Genomic DNA, 17,286 nt, shown 5'->3' on the forward strand with positions numbered 1-17,286 from the left:
TATCGAGTATCTGCTTTGCCCCGCAGCGATGCCAAAGACACTTTGTTTAGCGAATACCCGCAGAGGGCTGTTACCTGCCGAACGCTACCTCAGATTTCTGGGCACACGTCAGCGACGAGCAGGTTCGGCGGGACATCCTGATGGAACAGGTAAAGGTGCTTTTCATTCCACCCCTTCCAACGGTTGTACATGACTTTGTACTGGCCGTATTCCGACCGCTCTATGCGATATTGTGTTGTGGCTTGATCTGCGATGTGCGGCTTCCGCAAACTGAACGTTTCTTGAGCAATTCGGCGAGCTCAGGACGACAGGAGCCGCAGTTTGATCCCGCTTGAAGCATCGCTCCAATTTCATCCACACTGACCAATCGTTTCGTTTCGATAGCGCGAGTAATCGTGTTCAGCCCAACCCCAAAACACGAGCAGATTATTGGGCCCGCATCTTCAAATGTCAGAGGTGCGCGGCCGGTTAAAACCTGCTCGGTCGCTGTTTCAAGCAGCGTCGATACATAGTCGCGCATCACCGTCACCGGTTCCCGCGCGATGAATAAGACGGCTTTCAACCGGCTCCCTTCTGCCAAGGCAAGGCGATAGGATCCCCGTGCTGGATCGGTAATTGATATGACTGCCGCGTCCGGCAACCCAAACCAGCCGCGTGCTGTTTTTTCCCAATCTTTGACGGGCGCGTCTCCAGCCAGTTCCGTGCGATATCCCTTTTCTGATCTGGCTGTCGCCCAATATTCAACGGGTGGTGACATTGGTTCCGTTGAAACGGCAAAACCATACCAGGCGGCTTTCACGCCACGAACGGAAACTGCGGTGGCCTTGCTTTCCGGCTGCCCGGAAATTGGATCGGTCACGCTGGGAACCAGCATATCTACGCGTGCAGACGGTGCCGTCTCACCGGTCCAGTGAATCGGCGCAAAAACCTGACCCGGCGCCACTGCATCAGTCACGCGCGCCCGAAATATCGCGCGACCCACAGAGCTTTCGACCTCAACAAGATCTGCAGGGGACAGGTCAAGGCGTCTTGCATCTTCGGGGTGAATGTCCAAAAACGGTTCGGCAAGGTGCGCCGACAGGCGGGGCGACAATCCGCTGCGGGTCATCGTGTGCCACTGATCCCGTATGCGACCGGTGTTCAGGCGAAAGGGATACTTCTGATCGGTGTTCGTTGCGGGCGGTCTGTGATGTACCGGCACAAACCGCGCTTTGCCGTCCGGATGAAAGAAGTGCCCGCGGCGGAAAAACCTTCCGCCGTTGCGGTTTTTGGCGACCGGCCATTTTACAGGCTCCAATTCTGCGTAAGCGGCATCGGTGATGTCCGCCAACCCGGAAATGTCGAAGTCCCTTCCAAACCCGCTCGCAACCGACGAAAGCGCCGCGTATTCTCTAAAGATTTCGGCGGGAGACCGGTAGTCGAATGCCATGTCCCACCCCATACGGCGCCCAACTTCAGCCAGAATGTCCCAATCGGGCCGCGCGTGTCCTGGCGGAGGCAAGGCTGCACGTTGACGGCTTATGGTGCGGTCGGAATTCGTGACGGTGCCGCTTTTTTCTGCCCAGCCGGCAGCGGGAAGAAGGACATCGGCCAAACGTGCAGTGTCAGTTTTATCGGTAAGATCGCTGACCACGGTGAAAGGGCATTCTGCGATGGCGTTTGCAACCTTGTCGGCATCGGGCATGGTGACAGCCGGGTTGGTGTGAATGATCCACAACGCTTTGATCTGACCTTCATTAACCGCGTGGAATAGATCCACCGCCTTTAATCCTGGCCTGTTGGGCATCGACGGAGCATTCCAGAACTGCTGAACGGCGGCGCGGTGATCGGCGTTCTCAATGTCCAGATGACAGGCCAGCATATTGGCCAGGCCGCCGACCTCGCGCCCGCCCATCGCGTTAGGTTGTCCGGTGACCGAAAAAGGACCCATGCCGGGGCGACCGATCCGACCCGTAGCAAGGTGACAGTTGAGGATTGCGTTCACTTTGTCCGTCCCGCTGGACGATTGATTCACACCCTGGCTGAAGATCGTGACAACGCGTTCGGTTTTTACCCATAGATCGCAAAACCTATTGATTTCATCCTGCGTCAAACCAGTCACTGCCGGGTCATCTCGCCCCGCAGCGTTCAGTGCCTCAGAGAAGCCTACGGTCTGCTTGAGAAAATCTGGGGCGACATGGCCGGCATCGTTAATTCTCACCAAAAGCCGATTAAAAAGCGCGACGTCGCTGCCCGGTCGTAACGCCAGATGCAGGTCGGCCTGATCACAACTTGCAGTGCGCCGCGGGTCGATCACGACGATCTTTGTGCCGCGCGCCTGACGTGCAGCCAGTATGCGTTGATACAACACCGGATGGCACCATGCGAGGTTTGAGCCCACAAGGACGACAAGATCGGCCTCGTCCAGATCCTCGTAGGTGCCTGGCACTGTATCGGCACCGAAGGCTCTTTTATGCCCTGCAACGGTCGACGCCATGCATAACCGCGAGTTGGTGTCGATGTTGGCCGAGCCCATGAAGCCCTTCATCAGCTTGTTGGCGACGTAATAGTCTTCGGTCAGCAATTGCCCCGAAACGTAGAAGGCCACACTGTCTGGGCCATGTTCAGCAATCGCGCTGGAAAACCGGTCCGCGACCAATTGCAAAGCATCGTCCCAATTTGTGTCCCGCCCAAAAGCGCGCGGCGTCAGCAGGCGGTGTTCTAAGCCAACAGTTTCACCCAAGGCGGAGCCTTTGGAACATAACCGACCGTAGTTTGCAGGGTGGTCCGGATCGCCGCGTACCGTCAGCCCTCCGGCGCCGTCCGGACGCAGCAGGACCCCGCATCCCACGCCGCAATATGCACAGGTCGATCGAACCTCTGGCAGGCCTGTTCCGTCCATCAAGCGGCACTCCGTTGGGTTACGGCGCTGTCGTCCATCAGAATGCGCCCTGCCTCGATCCGAACGGGGTATGTGGTGATCCGACCATCATCTGCGCCCTGCGCTTCGCCTGTGTTCAGATCGAAGACCCAGTTGTGCAACGGGCAAGTCACCGACTGGCCATGAACGATCCCTTCTGACAGAGGGCCACCCTTGTGCGGGCAACTGTTGGTGGCGGCAAACACCTCGGCCTCAGCAGTGCGAAAGACGGCAATGCAGCCGATATGGGTTTTCACCAAACGCGCGCCGCGAAGGGGAATGTCGTCGATATGTCCAATGTCGATCCAGCTCATTCCGCGGCCTCCAATGTGAAATCTGCAATCGGCGCGTAGCACTGCGCCTTCTCCCGCACGTGCTCTGCCCAAGGGTCCTTGCGATAAACACTTTGCGACACTTCAAATCGGGCGACCAAGGCGGCACGGTTTTCAACGTCGACCACCTGCCCCTTTACCCAGTCCATACCGACCTTACCCAACCATTTATAAAGTCGATCCAGATACTTACCGCCTTCACGATACGCCTGCGTAACGGCCATCACGACCTCGATCGCCTCCTGCTCCGTGGGAACTTGACACAGCAGCTCGGTCTCCTTCACGTCCATGCCCGCAGCACCGCCTATGCTGATCTGAAATCCTGAGTCCACGCAGACCACACCGATGTCCTTGCAGGTCGCCTCGGCACAGTTGCGCGGGCAACCCGACACGGCCAATTTCAGTTTGTGTGGCGTCCAAGATCCCCACAAGATTTTCTCAAGCTTGATGCCCAACCCCGTGCTGTCCTGCGTCCCAAACCGGCAGTGATCGGTGCCAACACAGGTTTTGACCGTACGCAGGCCCTTGGAATAGGCATGGCCCGAAACCAGTCCCGCCTTGTTCAGATCCGACCAGATCGAAGGCAGGTCCTCGCCCTTGACACCCAGCAGGTCGATGCGCTGACCCCCTGTGACCTTGACGGTTGGCACGTCGTATTTGTCAGCTGCATCTGCGATGGCGCGCAGTTCTTCCGGAGTGGTAATCCCACCCCACATACGTGGCACGACGCTGAAGGTACCGTCCTTCTGAATGTTGGCGTGCTTGCGTTCATTGACGAACCGGCTTTGCGGGTCGTCCCTGTAGTCCAGAGGCCAATCCGCTAGCAGGTAATAGTTGATTGCCGGACGGCAGACATGACAGCCATTGGGCGTGGTCCAGCCGAGTTCCTGCCAGACGGCAGCCTGGCTTTTCAGTTCCTGCCCCTTGATCAGACGGCGCACGTCTTCATGCGTCAGATCTGTGCAGCCACAAATCGGCTGGGCCGTCGGTATTTCGAACCCGTCGCCCAGTGTGACCTGCAGCAACTGTTCGACCAGTCCCGTACAGGTCCCGCAAGACGCGCTGGCCTTGGTGGTTGTTCGCACGGCACCAAGATCGTGGGCGCCTGCGCCGATCGCCTCGACAATGTCGCCTTTGCATACGCCGTTGCAGCCGCAAATCTCCGCCTCAGGCGGCAATGCTGCAACGGCTGAGAGAGGGTCCGCAGTATCGCCCCCCTGATAGGCTGGACCAAAGATCAGCGTCTCACGCATTTCTTCGACGCTGGTACCGTCCTTGATCAGGCCGAAGAACCAGCTGCCGTCAGCAGTGTCACCATACATCACCGCACCGATCAGGCGGTCTTCTTCAATGACAAGGCGCTTGTAGACCCCGCGCGAAGGGTCACGGAAAACAATATCCTCGCGCCCTGGACCATCGGTGAAATCACCAGCGCTGAACAGATCGCAGCCGGTGACTTTCAGCTTTGTCGACAAGGTTTTCTGCACGAAAGCAGCATCTTCACCCAACAGAGACCGCGAGGCCACATTGGCCTGATCGTAGAGCGGCGCGACGAGACCGAAGACAGCCCCGTCATGCTCAACACATTCGCCTAGGGCGTAGACATCCGGGTCAGAAGTCAACATCTGATCATCCACATGTATACCCCGCCCGGTAGCCAACCCAGCCTCTTGCGCGAGCGAAGCGTTGGGACGGATGCCCACGGCCATGACCAGTAGATCGCAGGGCAGTTCGGTGCCATCCTCCAGCAGCAGTGCACGGACCTTGCCGCCCTGCCCGAGGATTTCCTTGGAATTCGCCTGAAGGCAGATCTTTATGCCTTTGTCCTCCAGAGACTTTTTTAGCAAGTATCCGGCGGCTTCATCCAACTGCCGCTCCATCAGGTGACCCATGATGTGAACCACGGTCACGTCAACGCCATGGGCAGCCATGCCCGCAGCAGCCTCAAGCCCCAGCAAACCGCCGCCGATCACGACAACCTTATTGTCCGGACCCATACCCATCATCTGCTGGGTATCTTCCAGATCACGATAGGCGATCACGCCGTCCAGATCGTGACCGGGCATCGGAATAATGAACGGGTTCGATCCGGTCGCGATCACCAACTTGTCGTAGGGCACATGCCCATTCGTGCCCTCGACCACCTTCATCTCGCGGTCGATCTTCACCACCTGCTCGCCAAAACGACAGTTTACGTTCCGTTCGGCGTACCAGTCATCATCATGGGTAACGATCTCTTCGTACGTTTTCTCTCCCGACAGGACCGGGCTGAGCATGATGCGGTTGTAGTTCCCACGCGGTTCTGCGTTGAACAGGGTAATATCGAACCTTTCGGGCGCGGCGTCTGTCAAGTGCTCCAGCACCCTGCCCGAGGCCATTCCCGCACCTATTACGACTAGTCTTTGTTTCATATCATCACTCCGCTGCAATCGCCTTGGGGGCGGACGATTTCGGCTTGGCGCCGTGTTCGTACTCTTCAAGAAAACTGAGAACTTCCTGCCGGTAGGTGTAGTAATCGGGATGTTCCAGCAACGCCTTGCGTGTCCGTGGTCGAGGTAGATCGACCTTGGCGATCTTGCCAATGGTCGCCTGCGGGCCGTTGGTCATCATCACCACGCGGTCGGCTAGCAGGATCGCCTCATCCACGTCATGGGTCACGCAGATCGCGGTCACCTTGGTGCGGGACCAGACCTCCATCAGCACTTCCTGCAATTCCCAGCGCGTCAGGCTGTCGAGCATTCCGAAGGGCTCGTCCAACAACAGCAGTTTGGGCGACAGGGCAAAGGCGCGGGCGATGCCGACGCGTTGCTTCATGCCGTTCGACAGATCAGAGGCTGATTTATCCATCGCATCGGCCAGACCGACCCGTTCCAAGTAATATTCAACTACGTCCTGCCGCTCGGCGATGCTGGCTTTGGGATAGACCTTGTCGACACCAATCGCGACGTTCTCTTTGGCGCTGAGCCAAGGGAACAGGTTGGGGGATTGGAACACCACGGCGCGTTCTGGATCAGCCCCTTCGACATGGCGGCCATCCAGCTTGATCGCACCTTTCGAGATTTCGTTCAGCCCCGCCGCCATCGTCAGAACCGTGGATTTGCCACACCCGGAATGGCCGATCAGCGAGATGAACTCACCCTTGTCGATCTTCAGATCGAAATCTTCGACTACAGTCAACGGCCCTTTGGGCGTCGGATAGACCTTGTGCAATTGAGAGAAGTCGAGGAAGCGGTTCTCAATCAACCCTTTTTGCGCCTCTGCCACCGCTGTCGGCACGCCATGGATCGGTGTCACATCTGGCAGGATGCGCGAGCCTTCAACCTTGGCTTCGATCCCCACATCCATCAGATATTTGGTGACGTCTGCTCGCAGCTGTTTAAAGATCTCATCATTGTTCATCGCCCCCCGGTCGCGCGGGCGCGGGATCGACACACGAAACTCCTGCCCCAGCGTGCCATCGGGGTTCAGCGCGATGATGCGGTCAGCCAGTACGATGGCCTCGTCCACGTCATTGGTGATCAGCACACAGGTCTTCTTGTCGGCTTCCCAGATATGTTCAATCTCATCCGCCAGATTGGCACGCGTCAGGGCGTCGAGCGCCGACAACGGCTCATCCAGCAGCAGAACCTCGGGGTTCATCGACAGCGCACGAGCCACGTTGACCCGCTGGCGCATCCCACCTGACAGTTCCGCCGGACGGCGCGTCGCTGCGTGGCTGAGACCCACCATCTTGACGTAACGCGCGATCTTCTCGGCCTTTTCGGCCTTGCTGAGACCCGGAAAAACCGTATCAACCGCCAGCCCGACATTCCCGCTGACCGTCAGCCACGGCATTAGCGAATAGTTCTGGAAAATCACCCCCCGTTCCGGGCCCGGTCCTTGGATCGAGGCGCCCTTAAACAAGATCTCACCGTCAGTCGGGGTATCCAGCCCGGCCATCAGATTGATCAGGGTAGTTTTGCCGGTGCCCGAGAAACCGAGGATCACCAGAAACTCGCCCTCTTGCACATCAAGGTCGATACCTTTCAGCACATCGGTACGGGCAGTCCCTTCACTGAAGGATTTCGAGGCGTTCTTGAAGCTTAGAATGCTCATCGCGCTCACCGGTTGTTGGTAAAGGTAAAGAGGGATTGCAGCGCGTACATCACCCGGTCCAGCAGGAAGCCGATGATACCGATGGTGAAGACCGCAACCATGATCTTGGCCAGCGAACTGGACGAGCCGTTCTGGAATTCATCCCAGACGAATTTGCCCAGACCGGGGTTTTGCGCAAGCATTTCGGCCGCGATCAGAACCATCCAGCCGACGCCCAGACTGAGGCGCAAGCCAGTGAAGATCAGCGGCAGGGCCGACGGCAATACCAGCTTGGTGATCTTGGTGTAGGTGTTCATCTTCAGAACTTTCGAGACGTTCACCAGATCCTTGTCGATCGACGCGACACCGAGTGACGTGTTGATCAGGGTCGGCCACAGCGAACACAGGGTCACGGTGATTGCCGAGATCAGGAACGACTTGGCAAACCAACCGTCATTGGTGACGTAAACTGCGGAAACGATCATGGTGACGATGGGCAACCAAGCCAGCGGTGAGACCGGTTTGAAGATCTGAATAAGTGGGTTCAAGGCGGCATTTGCTGTAGGAGACAGGCCTGCAGCGATTCCAAGCGGTACGGCCACAACGGTCGCAACCACAAACCCGAAAAATACGGTCTTAATCGAGGTCCAGATTTGTTGGTAGTAGGATGGCGCACCGGTAAAGGCGACGTCTTTCACCTTTTCAGGCTGACCGGCGTCAATGAACTTCTGGTTCCGTTTTTCGACCATTTCCTCGAACTTGGCGCGTTTTGCAGCCTTGGCCTGGGCGTCGTTATTTAGGCTGACCATCTCTTCCCAGACCTGCGCTGGTCCGGGTACTGCGCCCAAAGACGTCTGCACCTTGGGCGCCAGCGTCGCCCACAGCAGCAAGAAGACGCAGATCGACAGCAAGGGCACAATCAGCAGCTTCCATATCTGGCCCAACTGGGCACGCGGATTGTCTCCGGCAGCGGCCTTCAGGATCGGAGTGGCCCAGCTGAGACCCAGTACCTGGAACCATTTGTCGGCGGCATTAATGCGGGTGAAAAGGCGGGCGCGACGCTCCTCGCGGGCGGCGTCTGCGTTAAATTCTGGATCGACCGTTGTCATTTGATGTGTCCTTGCACTGGCGGGCGGAACCTGGGGGGCCACGCCCGATCAAAGCCGGGCGCGGCGTTTCGGGATTAGCCTTGTACGTCCGAGCCGACGATCTTCTGATCGCCCTTCAGACCGATGGACAGGCTTTCGAGGTAGGCGTTGGGCACGCGGCCGTCATAGACGATGCCGTCGATGATATCCGCAGCTGGTGTCGGCGCCTTGTAACCATCGCTGTCCCAGGGAAAATCAGCCTCATTCGCCAGACCTTCGTCCACCAGCAGGCGGGCCGCGGCGAGGTAGACCTCAGGCTTGTAAACCGATTTGGCGACTTCGTCGTACCAGCTATCGGGCTTGGCGTCGGCAATCTGACCCCAACGGCGCATTTGAGTCAGGTACCAGACAGCGTCCGAGTAGAACGGATAAGTCGCGTTGTAGCGGAAGAACACGTTGAAATCCGGAACTTCGCGTTTGTCGCCCTTTTCATATTCGAAAGTACCGGTCATCGAGTTTGCGATGACATCATAATCCGCGCCTACATATTCAGGTCGGCTGAGTATTTCGACAGCTTCGGGTCGGTTGGCGTTGTCGTTTTCGTCCAGCCACATCGCCGCACGGATCAGCGCCTTCGTCACAGCCAAGGTGGTATTCGGATACTCTTCGGCAAATTCTGCGGTGATGCCAAAAACCTTTTCGGGGTTGTTCTTCCACAGCTCGTAATCTGTGATGACCGGCACACCGATGCCCTTGAACACCGCTTGCTGGTTCCAAGGCTCTCCCACACAATAGCCGTAGATTGTTCCGGCCTCCAAAGTGGCGGGCATCTGCGGCGGAGGGGTCACTGACAGGAATACATCCGCACCGATCTGACCAGTCACGTCATCGGGGCTGTAATAACCTGGGTGCAGTCCACCGGCTGCCAGCCAATACCGAAGCTCGTAATTGTGGGTCGAAACCGGGAAGACCATGCCCATGTTGAAGGGCTTGCCTTCGGATTTGTATTTTTCCACCACCGGGGCCAAAGCCTCGGCGCTGATCGGGTGCTGAGGGCGGCCGTCGTCCATCACCGGAATGTTGGGCTTCATCTCTTCCCAGATTTCGTTTGACACGGTGATGCCGTTGCCGTTCAGGTCCATCGAAAACGGCGTGACTATGTGTGCCTCAGTCCCGTATCCGATGGTCGCGGCCAAGGGCTGACCCGCCAGCATGTGGGCACCATCCAGTTGCCCGTCGATCACACCATCCAGCAAGACTTTCCAGTTGGCCTGCGCTTCCAAGGTCACAAACAGGCCCTCATCCAGAAAATACCCCTGCTCGTACGCCACGGCCAGAGGCGCCATATCGGTCAGCTTAATGAAGCCAAAAGTCAGTTCGTCTTTCTCCAGCTCCAGCAATTCGGCAAATGACGGCGTGGCCAGCGCTGTTGTCGCAGCAAGGCTTAGAAGAAGTCTATTCATCTTGGTCCCTTTCGGTCCTGCCCTTCTCGGGCAAACAAAAAAGCCGCCGACACACACCGCCAGGAGGAGTTGGCGGTTGGTCGAGCGGCTTTGCTCTTGATTGGTACCCGTCGTCTTCGGGTGAATTCCTTCGGCGGGCGTCGTTGCCTTCCGATAATCAAATTAAGCCATCGTCGATGTGTGCCGTCATCCCAAAACAGGTACTGGGGCTTTGTTTTTTCTGCGTCGCAGCATTTTTCTATGCTGCAGTGCAAAAAGATTGTGCAGAGCTATTCGGACGGCTCAAAAATTTGGCGGTCAAAAAACACGTTTGGAGGCAGGATCAGACCGCCTTGGGCCGATGCTACGGCGTTCGCATGGGGATTCGCGCCTTCCAGCTTTGCCGAAGCGCCCGGCAATTCTGCCCCCGTGTTTTGCAACTCACGTCGGTACAGGTCGCTGCGGAAAATCCCGGCGACCCGATGCTCTGCATCCGAGGCGTTCAGACCGTTTCTTTTCGCCAGACGATGCGCGATCCACTTAGCTTGACTGCGCCAGGGGAAGGTGGCTGCGCCGTCATAGAATTCAACAAATCGATCGACATGACGTTGCTCACCTCGGGAAGAAATCGTGAACGCTCCTGACAGCGCACGGTCAATCAGTTCCGGGGATACATTCAGATGGGATTTACGCGCCAGCATTTCCGTAGCCGTTGTCCTGCTACCTGTGCTCGAAAGCCAGCGACCAGCGCGCCAAACCGCGCGCATCAGGCTGCCTAGCAAATGCGGCTCGGTGTCAGCCCATCCCGACCTGACTGCCAGAACCTTTTCGGGCGCACAGGACCAGATCGCGCGCCCGGGCAGCAGTAATGCACCGGCTTGATCCTCGACAGAGGCGGACCCCCAAGGCTCTCCAACACAAAAGGCGTCAATCTCACCCGCCGCGAGTGCCTGAGCCATCAACGGTGGCGGAACGGTTCGAATCTCGACCTGCGTAGATTCCAATTCGGTTCCTTCTACCCAATACCGCAAAAGCTCGACATGCATGGAAAAAGGAAACGGTACACCAAACACCAGCGTGCCATCCGCGACCCGCGCGAGTGCGGCTCCAGCGGCACTCGCATCATGGAAGTCAAATGAGTAACCCTGAGCGCGAAGCGACTGTTCCAGCGCGCGTCCAACTCCGATGACATTTCCATTCAGCGAGAGAACCGAAACAGCCGACAGGGGTGTTGCGATGCCGCCCAGGCCCAATCTCGTAGCAATCGGGATCGGAGATAGAAGATGTGCTGCATCGACATGTCCAAAGGCCAACATGTCCCGCAGTGATGACCAGGACGGCGCCGGGTGCAGCTCCAGCGACACCCCCTCGGCATGGTCAAACCCCATTTCTCTTGCAACGATCAATGGGGCCGCGTCGACTAGCGGCATATACGCAACGGGAAGAGAGACCGTTCTCATGATAACAGCCCGGACGCCGTTACAAGGGCTTCGGCCACATCGGCAACGCGGCGGTTCTGGTTCATCGCAGTCTTGCGTAGAAGAGCGTAGGCTTCGTCTTCTTGGATGCCTTTGGCTTTCATCAGCAATCCCTTCGCCCTGTCGATGACTTTTCGCTCCTCCAGCGCGCGTTGTGTCTCGGCAAGTTCCGTGCGCATCTGGCGCAGGACCTGAAACCTGGCAATCGCCGTATCTATGACAGGCTTGATCCTCTCAGCTTGCAGCCCGTCGACGACATATGCCGAAACACCTGCCTCAACTGCGTCTTTGGCAAGCCCCCCGGCGGCACCGGTCACGAACATCGCCACTGGCCTCTCCATTGGACCAGAGGCGATTGTAAGCTCTTCAAGCATATCGCGCGAAGGGTTATCGATATCGATCAGCACAATATCCGGGCTGTGGGTGGCGATCTTGCGTGCAAGCCCCGAGACATTTCCGATCACATATACGTCGACGTTACCAGACTCTTTCAGTGCATCGACAATTGCGAAAGCACGGTCACGGTTTTGTTCAACTACTACGACGGTCAAATTGCGGTTCATGCCCACCGGCTTGGGCAACGGCTTAGGTAGAGACAATGCTACCGGCTCAGGCAACGACTAAAACACGTGTGTCGCGCCCAACCTGTCAGCAAAATGTACGGATTTGCTGAAAAACAACGCAGAATGCGATTCTAGCCTGCCTCAGCGATTAGACCAGTAAGCAGGTTCATAAGGCGAGACCATTTTGGTCGGAGATAGGCAATAGAAGCTATCTATTTGTATGGCGCATTGAGCCAAAATCGCGATGAAGCCATGCATCTGGGATTAAGAAGCAAAACGCTAATAGCTGACACAGACATCTATTTGGCCCGCGCGAACTGCGTCTGGCCGCGATCAGCCGTTGAGCAAATCAGGTTCTTGCAGTTTTGGTCAGAACCAGAAAAGTCATCATACCCAGTGGAGGCAAGGATTTCTGCTCTTCGACCGCAAGGCTTGGCTCTTGCAGGACCGTTTCGATTTCGAAATCCGAATGCCAACCTATGATGTTGGCGAAGGGGGCGGAAATCCGTTCCAGAATGGCCAGCACGCCCTGGCTACGTACAAAGTGGTTAGTGATGACGACCTTGCCACCCGGTTTGAGCACGCGGGCAATCTCGGACATGACTTGTTCGGGGTCGGGTACGACCGAAAGCACATGCATTGCGGCAATGATATCGAAAGAATTGTCAGGAAATTCGAGTGAACGGGCATCCATCTGCTTTAGTGCCACGACCTGCTTCAATCCCAGGTGCTGTACTTTGCTTTGGGCTTTGGCCAGCATCTGGCTGCTGAAATCGATGCCGGTCACCTGCAGATCGGCTTTGTAGTGCTGCAGTGAAAGTCCGGTCCCCACACCGACCTCAAGCACCGACCCCGCGCGGGTGTTGATGTAGTCCACTGCCCGACGTCTGCCTACATTGGTCACTGCACCGAAGGTTTTGTCATATACCGGTGCCCAGCGGGCATATGAGGTTTGAACCGCCTCGATTTTCAACTTACTTCCCCTTCCTGATCGGTTGAGTGAGTGCGCGGGATCCTCTGAAACAAAGGTGCCAAAGAACTATCCCAACATACCCGACGCACAGGACAACCAAAGTAGTCCAGGCGTAGGTTAGAACCGCCGCTCCGACAAAAGCGAAACCCACCAGAAATATTTTTACGTTGTCCCGCGACACACTGACGGATTTGAACGACCAGGTCGGAATACGACTGATCATCAGAAAGCCGATCAGGACCATATAGGCGCAGATGACGATACCTGGCAGAAGAGGCGTGTTGGCAAAGGCAAACGAAACAGACATCGGCAACAGGACCAGCAGCGCACCGGCCGGCGCAGGCACGCCGATAAAATAATCGTTTGATGTCTCATCTTCGTCAGTCTTGTTGCTGACATTGAACCGGGCCAGACGCATGACACAACAGACGGCGAAGACCAGAACCGATATCCAACCCGCGCTGCGCATATCCTGGAGCGCCCAGAGATAGAGGACCAGCGGCGGTGCGATACCAAAATTCAAAAAATCCGCCAGAGAATCGAGTTCAGCCCCCATCTTGCTGTCGCTGCTCAGTAGGCGCGCAATACGCCCGTCAAGTCCGTCCAGAACACAGGCGGCCACGATCAGTTGCACGGCCAACACCTGGTTGCCCTGGATCCCAAACCGTATTGCCGACAAGCCGGCGCAGATCGCTGCAATTGTCAGCATATTCGGGATCAGCTGAACCAGCGCAAAATCCGTGATGGCCTTGTCCCGACCGCCATTCACCGTTCTGTCCTCGATCCGTCATCATAGACGGGCAATTCGGCCAACACGGTTTCGCCCGCAATCATAGTCTGGCCAATACTGACCAACGGTGTCACACCGGGCGGCAGATAGACATCCAAGCGTGAGCCAAACCGGATCAGGCCGAAACGCTCACCCGTCTGCATTTGCGTGCCGCAGGCCACAAAACAGACGATACGGCGAGCCACCAGACCAGCGATCTGGACCACTGCAAGTTCCTGCCCGTTTGGCATCCGAATACACAGGCCGTTACGCTCATTGTCGGTGCTGGCTTTGTCCAAAGAGGCGTTGAAAAACTTACCGGGGCGATAGGCGACGGACGTGATCTCGCCAGCAACCGGGCTCCGGTTCACGTGGCAATTGAAAACGCTCATGAAAACGCTGACACGCGTGAGCGGCGTCTCCGCCATGCCAAGCTCCGCTGGCGGAGCCGCGGGTTCGATCAGTGATACGATACCATCCGCCGGGCTTACGATCAGTCCGGGGCGAGTGGGTGTAATGCGTTTGGGGTCGCGGAAGAAATAGTAACACCAGATCGTCAGGCCAATACCAACCCAACCCAAAACAGGCGAAAGCAGAAACAGCCCCAAGGTGACCAGTGCGAAAATCCCGACAAACTTGATGCCCTCGGGGTGCATCGGCTTGATGAATGTGCCAAGCATTTGCATTACAAACTTCCCTCGCGGCAACTTCATTTATCGTCATACGACGACTGAGCCTGAGTGCAAGCGCAATCTGGAGGCTAGCCAAAGGCATCAGATATTCTGATCGCATGTAGAGCTATGTTGCTTACGCCCAAAATTTTGGCCACCAAATCATTGCCCGGTTAGGTGTCGTTTATGCAGTTGCAGCGAATTCGCACTTGTCGATGACCAATTGGCGACATTCCAATCCGCGCTGCTGTTCTACAATCGCTGGAAGCGTCGGGTTGATACGGGTGGATTTCCGACGGTCATGACTGACTTGGCAGCGCAGAATGGGGAAGAACCGGTCGTGGTGATCGGTGCCTTCTGTGGGACAACAAATAGCATAGTTGGAAGGTGTTCGAACCGGAAAGTCGTCTTTCCGAGCCCAATTTGGAGCACGCACGGCACGTAACCTACACAGTTTTAGAGGTTGTTCTTATTGCTGACTAATCCCGGCTGGAAGCCGCGAACCTGTTTTACCAAAAGAAGCTGAAGCAAACATGCCTGTTCAGGCGTTCCTCTTCCGTTGGGCATCTCTTACAAGAGCTGCCAGCCTATAGAACCCATGAGCCATCTTTGTGAACGGCGTCAGCAGAAAAAAAGTCAGGACAGACCCGAGGTGAATCGCCAGCATTACTGGCATAAGGGCGGTGTGCCCAAGACCGTACAGAACAAGCCCACTGAAACCGATGAAACCCAGCAGCAGAGTGAACCCGATATCACCACCCCATGCCGAACTGTCGCCAAGCTCGCGTTCCGACCTCTGTTTCAGCAGGACCATCGCGACGCAGCCAACGGTCAAAAGAATACCACCCGATATCCCGAAGAGCTTGGGCAGTGACCAGAATCCGTAAGGGGCATGCAACCCAAAGAAATAGTGCATTACCGTGGCCACCGATGTAGAGGCAAAGCAAAGAAGGAAGCCGTACATAATAGCCTGATGCACGTGACGGCGCGCTTGGCTGAACCGATCCTCGTCCTCGAAATTGCAGCCTTCTCCGTGTCCTGCTGTCAGATCCTGCATTTTGCTTGCCCGCCTAAAGGCCGCTAATAGATCGCTCAATTGAATGGGTTCGCCGCCCACAGCGCGCCAATACCGGCGCATACTGATGGCAATGCTGAACAACGGCAACAGGAATGCCGGCGCGAATATCGCCACCATCGCGTTATGAGAAAGGACAGCATAGAAACCACGGCCGCCGGCCGAACCAATCGCATGTATTGCCCAGAACAGGGCAGCAAAGCCGACGACCAGCGCCAAAGCGATGGCAGCACCGTGCGTGTGAAACTTGTGCGCCAGTGTCTGGGGCCACGCAAGGTTTTCCCAACTGTCCCGACGCACTTCGGCAAGCGCTTTGGGCAGATTGAGATCGAATTCGTGCGGAGCCGTGTATTGGCAGGCATAATAGCACCCTCGGCAGTTGTGACAGAGATTGGCCAACTGCGTGATGTCGCCGTCCGAGAATGCGCGTTCGGCGTGAAGGGAGGGGAAGACTGAGCAATAGCCCTCGCAATAACGGCAGGCATTGCAGATTTCTGCCTGACGACGGGCTTCCTGTATGAGATCAGTTTGCATAAGCAGCGGCCTCACGTCCTGCAATACGTCCGAAAACGGTTCCGATGGTCATGCCAAAACCAGCGAGATACCCCTGCCCCAGAATCGATCCGGCCATGGTTTCGCCTGCGGCCCAAAGGTTCCTGACTTTGCCCGAAGGTGTTGAACACTGCGCGGTGTCGTCGACCTTCAACCCCAGGTAGGTGAAGGTCACGCCAGTGCGCAGCGAATAGCCATAAAATGGAGGTTCAGTGATCGGACGGGCCCAATTGGTTTTGGGTGGTTCCAACCCGGTTGTCGCAACCCCATCCAGCTCGGTCGGATGGAAGGCGCTGGTGTCTCCACAGGCCGCGTTGAATGCCGCAACAGTAGCATTCAGTTTGTCGGCCGGCAGTCCCATCATATCCGCCAGTTCGTCCAGCGTATCCGCCTTGAGCGGTGGAAATACCGATGGCATGAACAGGTTCAGCGATTTGGCATCGATGATAACATAGCCCACCTGATCGGGTTGTGCTGCAACGAGACGTCCCCAAATCGCATAGCGCTTGGGCCAGACGTCTTCGCCCTCGTCATAAAATCGCTGAGCGTCTTTGTTCACAACGATAGAGAAGGGCACACAATCCAGACGGGTCACGATGCCGCCGTCGAATTTTGGAGCCCGCCCATCAATCGCCACGGCGTGGCATTGGGTCGGGTCACCGACGCTCTCGATACCTTGATCCAGAAGATCCGCCAGTACAACGCCACGATTGTAGGGTGTACCGCGGATCAAAAAGTTCTGCGCGGCAGGGCCCCAGGCACGGGTCAGCCAATCGGTGTCAGCCTGAAACCCGCCCGAGGCGACAATCACGGCCTTGGGCGTTATGCGATGTGACTCGCCCTCATAAGAATAGTCGACCCATTCCACTTGGTCTTCGTTCAACTCCAGATGTGTAACAGCTGCTTCGTACAGGACATCCACGCCCAAGCCTTCGGCCGTCCGGTAATAAGCATTTACCAGCGATTTACCTCCGCCCATGAAGAACGCATTGGTTCGCGCAAGAGAAAGAGTACCGGAAAGGGATGGCTGGAACCTTACACCTCGTTTTTCCATCCAGGGCAGGCATTCTTCTGAGGTTCGGATCGCAAGCCGCGCCAGATGTTCTTCAGTCTTGCCGCCTGTAACCTTCATCAGGTCCGAGAGGTATTCGTCTTCGCTGTATTCCTCGACCAGCGGACCCAGCGGGCCAACATGCATGCAACGAAAGTTGCGCGTATGGCGGGAGTTTCCACCCCGATACGGCTTGGGTGCCGTTTCGAGGATCAAGACTTTTGCCCCGGCTTCAGCCGCGGTCATAGCAGCGCACAACGCGGCATTGCCGCCTCCTATGACCGCGATATCGTAAGCTTCCATTCTGGTGGACATGTCC

Annotated in this window: 13 protein-coding genes; all 13 read right to left on the reverse strand. The window is 56.9% G+C overall.

Features of this window, described 5'->3' with window-relative positions; genetic code table 11:
- Window positions 1-220: 220 nt before the first annotated feature.
- The 13 genes from AC2TDA_RS14315 to tcuA all read right to left on the reverse strand — a co-directional run bounded on the left by AC2TDA_RS14315 (window position 221) and on the right by tcuA (window position 17,282).
- On the reverse strand, window positions 221-2,881 hold the full coding sequence (locus AC2TDA_RS14315) for a molybdopterin-dependent oxidoreductase (RefSeq protein ID WP_480878082.1): 2,661 nt from the start codon (window positions 2,879-2,881) through the stop codon (window positions 221-223).
- Complete coding sequence (gene nirD, locus AC2TDA_RS14320; protein WP_480849120.1) at window positions 2,881-3,213, reverse strand: nitrite reductase small subunit NirD; 333 nt, start codon at window positions 3,211-3,213, stop codon at window positions 2,881-2,883. The genes AC2TDA_RS14315 and nirD overlap by 1 nt, the downstream gene beginning before the upstream one ends.
- The gene (gene nirB, locus AC2TDA_RS14325) at window positions 3,210-5,642 is read right to left on the reverse strand and encodes a nitrite reductase large subunit NirB (protein WP_480876991.1); all 2,433 of its coding nucleotides are present in this window, start codon (window positions 5,640-5,642) and stop codon (window positions 3,210-3,212) included. Before nirB ends, nirD begins: the two co-directional genes overlap by 4 nt.
- 4 nt (window positions 5,643-5,646) lie before the next feature.
- Window positions 5,647-7,326, reverse strand: coding sequence for an ABC transporter ATP-binding protein (locus tag AC2TDA_RS14330; RefSeq protein ID WP_480876994.1), 1,680 nt, complete (start codon window positions 7,324-7,326; stop codon window positions 5,647-5,649).
- 5 nt (window positions 7,327-7,331) lie between these two features.
- Window positions 7,332-8,414 (reverse strand): ABC transporter permease, encoded by a 1,083-nt coding sequence (locus AC2TDA_RS14335; RefSeq protein WP_480876997.1) that lies wholly within the window; start codon window positions 8,412-8,414, stop codon window positions 7,332-7,334.
- A gap of 74 nt (window positions 8,415-8,488) precedes the next feature.
- Entirely contained in the window at window positions 8,489-9,856 is a 1,368-nt protein-coding gene (locus AC2TDA_RS14340; protein ID WP_480876999.1) for a CmpA/NrtA family ABC transporter substrate-binding protein, read from the reverse strand.
- A gap of 269 nt (window positions 9,857-10,125) precedes the next feature.
- A complete protein-coding gene (locus tag AC2TDA_RS14345; protein WP_480877002.1) occupies window positions 10,126-11,295 on the reverse strand; it encodes an ABC transporter substrate-binding protein in 1,170 nt (389 codons plus the stop codon).
- The gene (locus tag AC2TDA_RS14350; protein WP_480849128.1) at window positions 11,292-11,876 is read right to left on the reverse strand and encodes an ANTAR domain-containing response regulator; all 585 of its coding nucleotides are present in this window, start codon (window positions 11,874-11,876) and stop codon (window positions 11,292-11,294) included. The genes AC2TDA_RS14345 and AC2TDA_RS14350 overlap by 4 nt, the downstream gene beginning before the upstream one ends.
- 349 nt (window positions 11,877-12,225) lie before the next feature.
- Window positions 12,226-12,849, reverse strand: a complete 624-nt coding sequence (locus AC2TDA_RS14355) for a class I SAM-dependent methyltransferase (protein ID WP_480877005.1) — start codon at window positions 12,847-12,849, stop codon at window positions 12,226-12,228.
- Window position 12,850: 1 nt separating this feature from the next.
- Window positions 12,851-13,558 (reverse strand): CDP-diacylglycerol--serine O-phosphatidyltransferase, encoded by a 708-nt coding sequence (gene pssA / locus AC2TDA_RS14360; protein WP_480878084.1) that lies wholly within the window; start codon window positions 13,556-13,558, stop codon window positions 12,851-12,853.
- Between the two features lie 56 nt (window positions 13,559-13,614).
- On the reverse strand, window positions 13,615-14,304 hold the full coding sequence (locus AC2TDA_RS14365) for a phosphatidylserine decarboxylase (RefSeq protein WP_480877008.1): 690 nt from the start codon (window positions 14,302-14,304) through the stop codon (window positions 13,615-13,617).
- 526 nt (window positions 14,305-14,830) lie between these two features.
- Window positions 14,831-15,898, reverse strand: a complete 1,068-nt coding sequence (gene tcuB, locus AC2TDA_RS14370) for a tricarballylate utilization 4Fe-4S protein TcuB (RefSeq protein WP_480877010.1) — start codon at window positions 15,896-15,898, stop codon at window positions 14,831-14,833.
- Entirely contained in the window at window positions 15,888-17,282 is a 1,395-nt protein-coding gene (tcuA, locus tag AC2TDA_RS14375; protein ID WP_480877013.1) for an FAD-dependent tricarballylate dehydrogenase TcuA, read from the reverse strand. The genes tcuB and tcuA overlap by 11 nt, the downstream gene beginning before the upstream one ends.
- Between the last annotated feature and the right edge of the window lie 4 nt (window positions 17,283-17,286).

It is taken from the genome of Ruegeria sp. HKCCD6426, assembly GCF_057221115.1.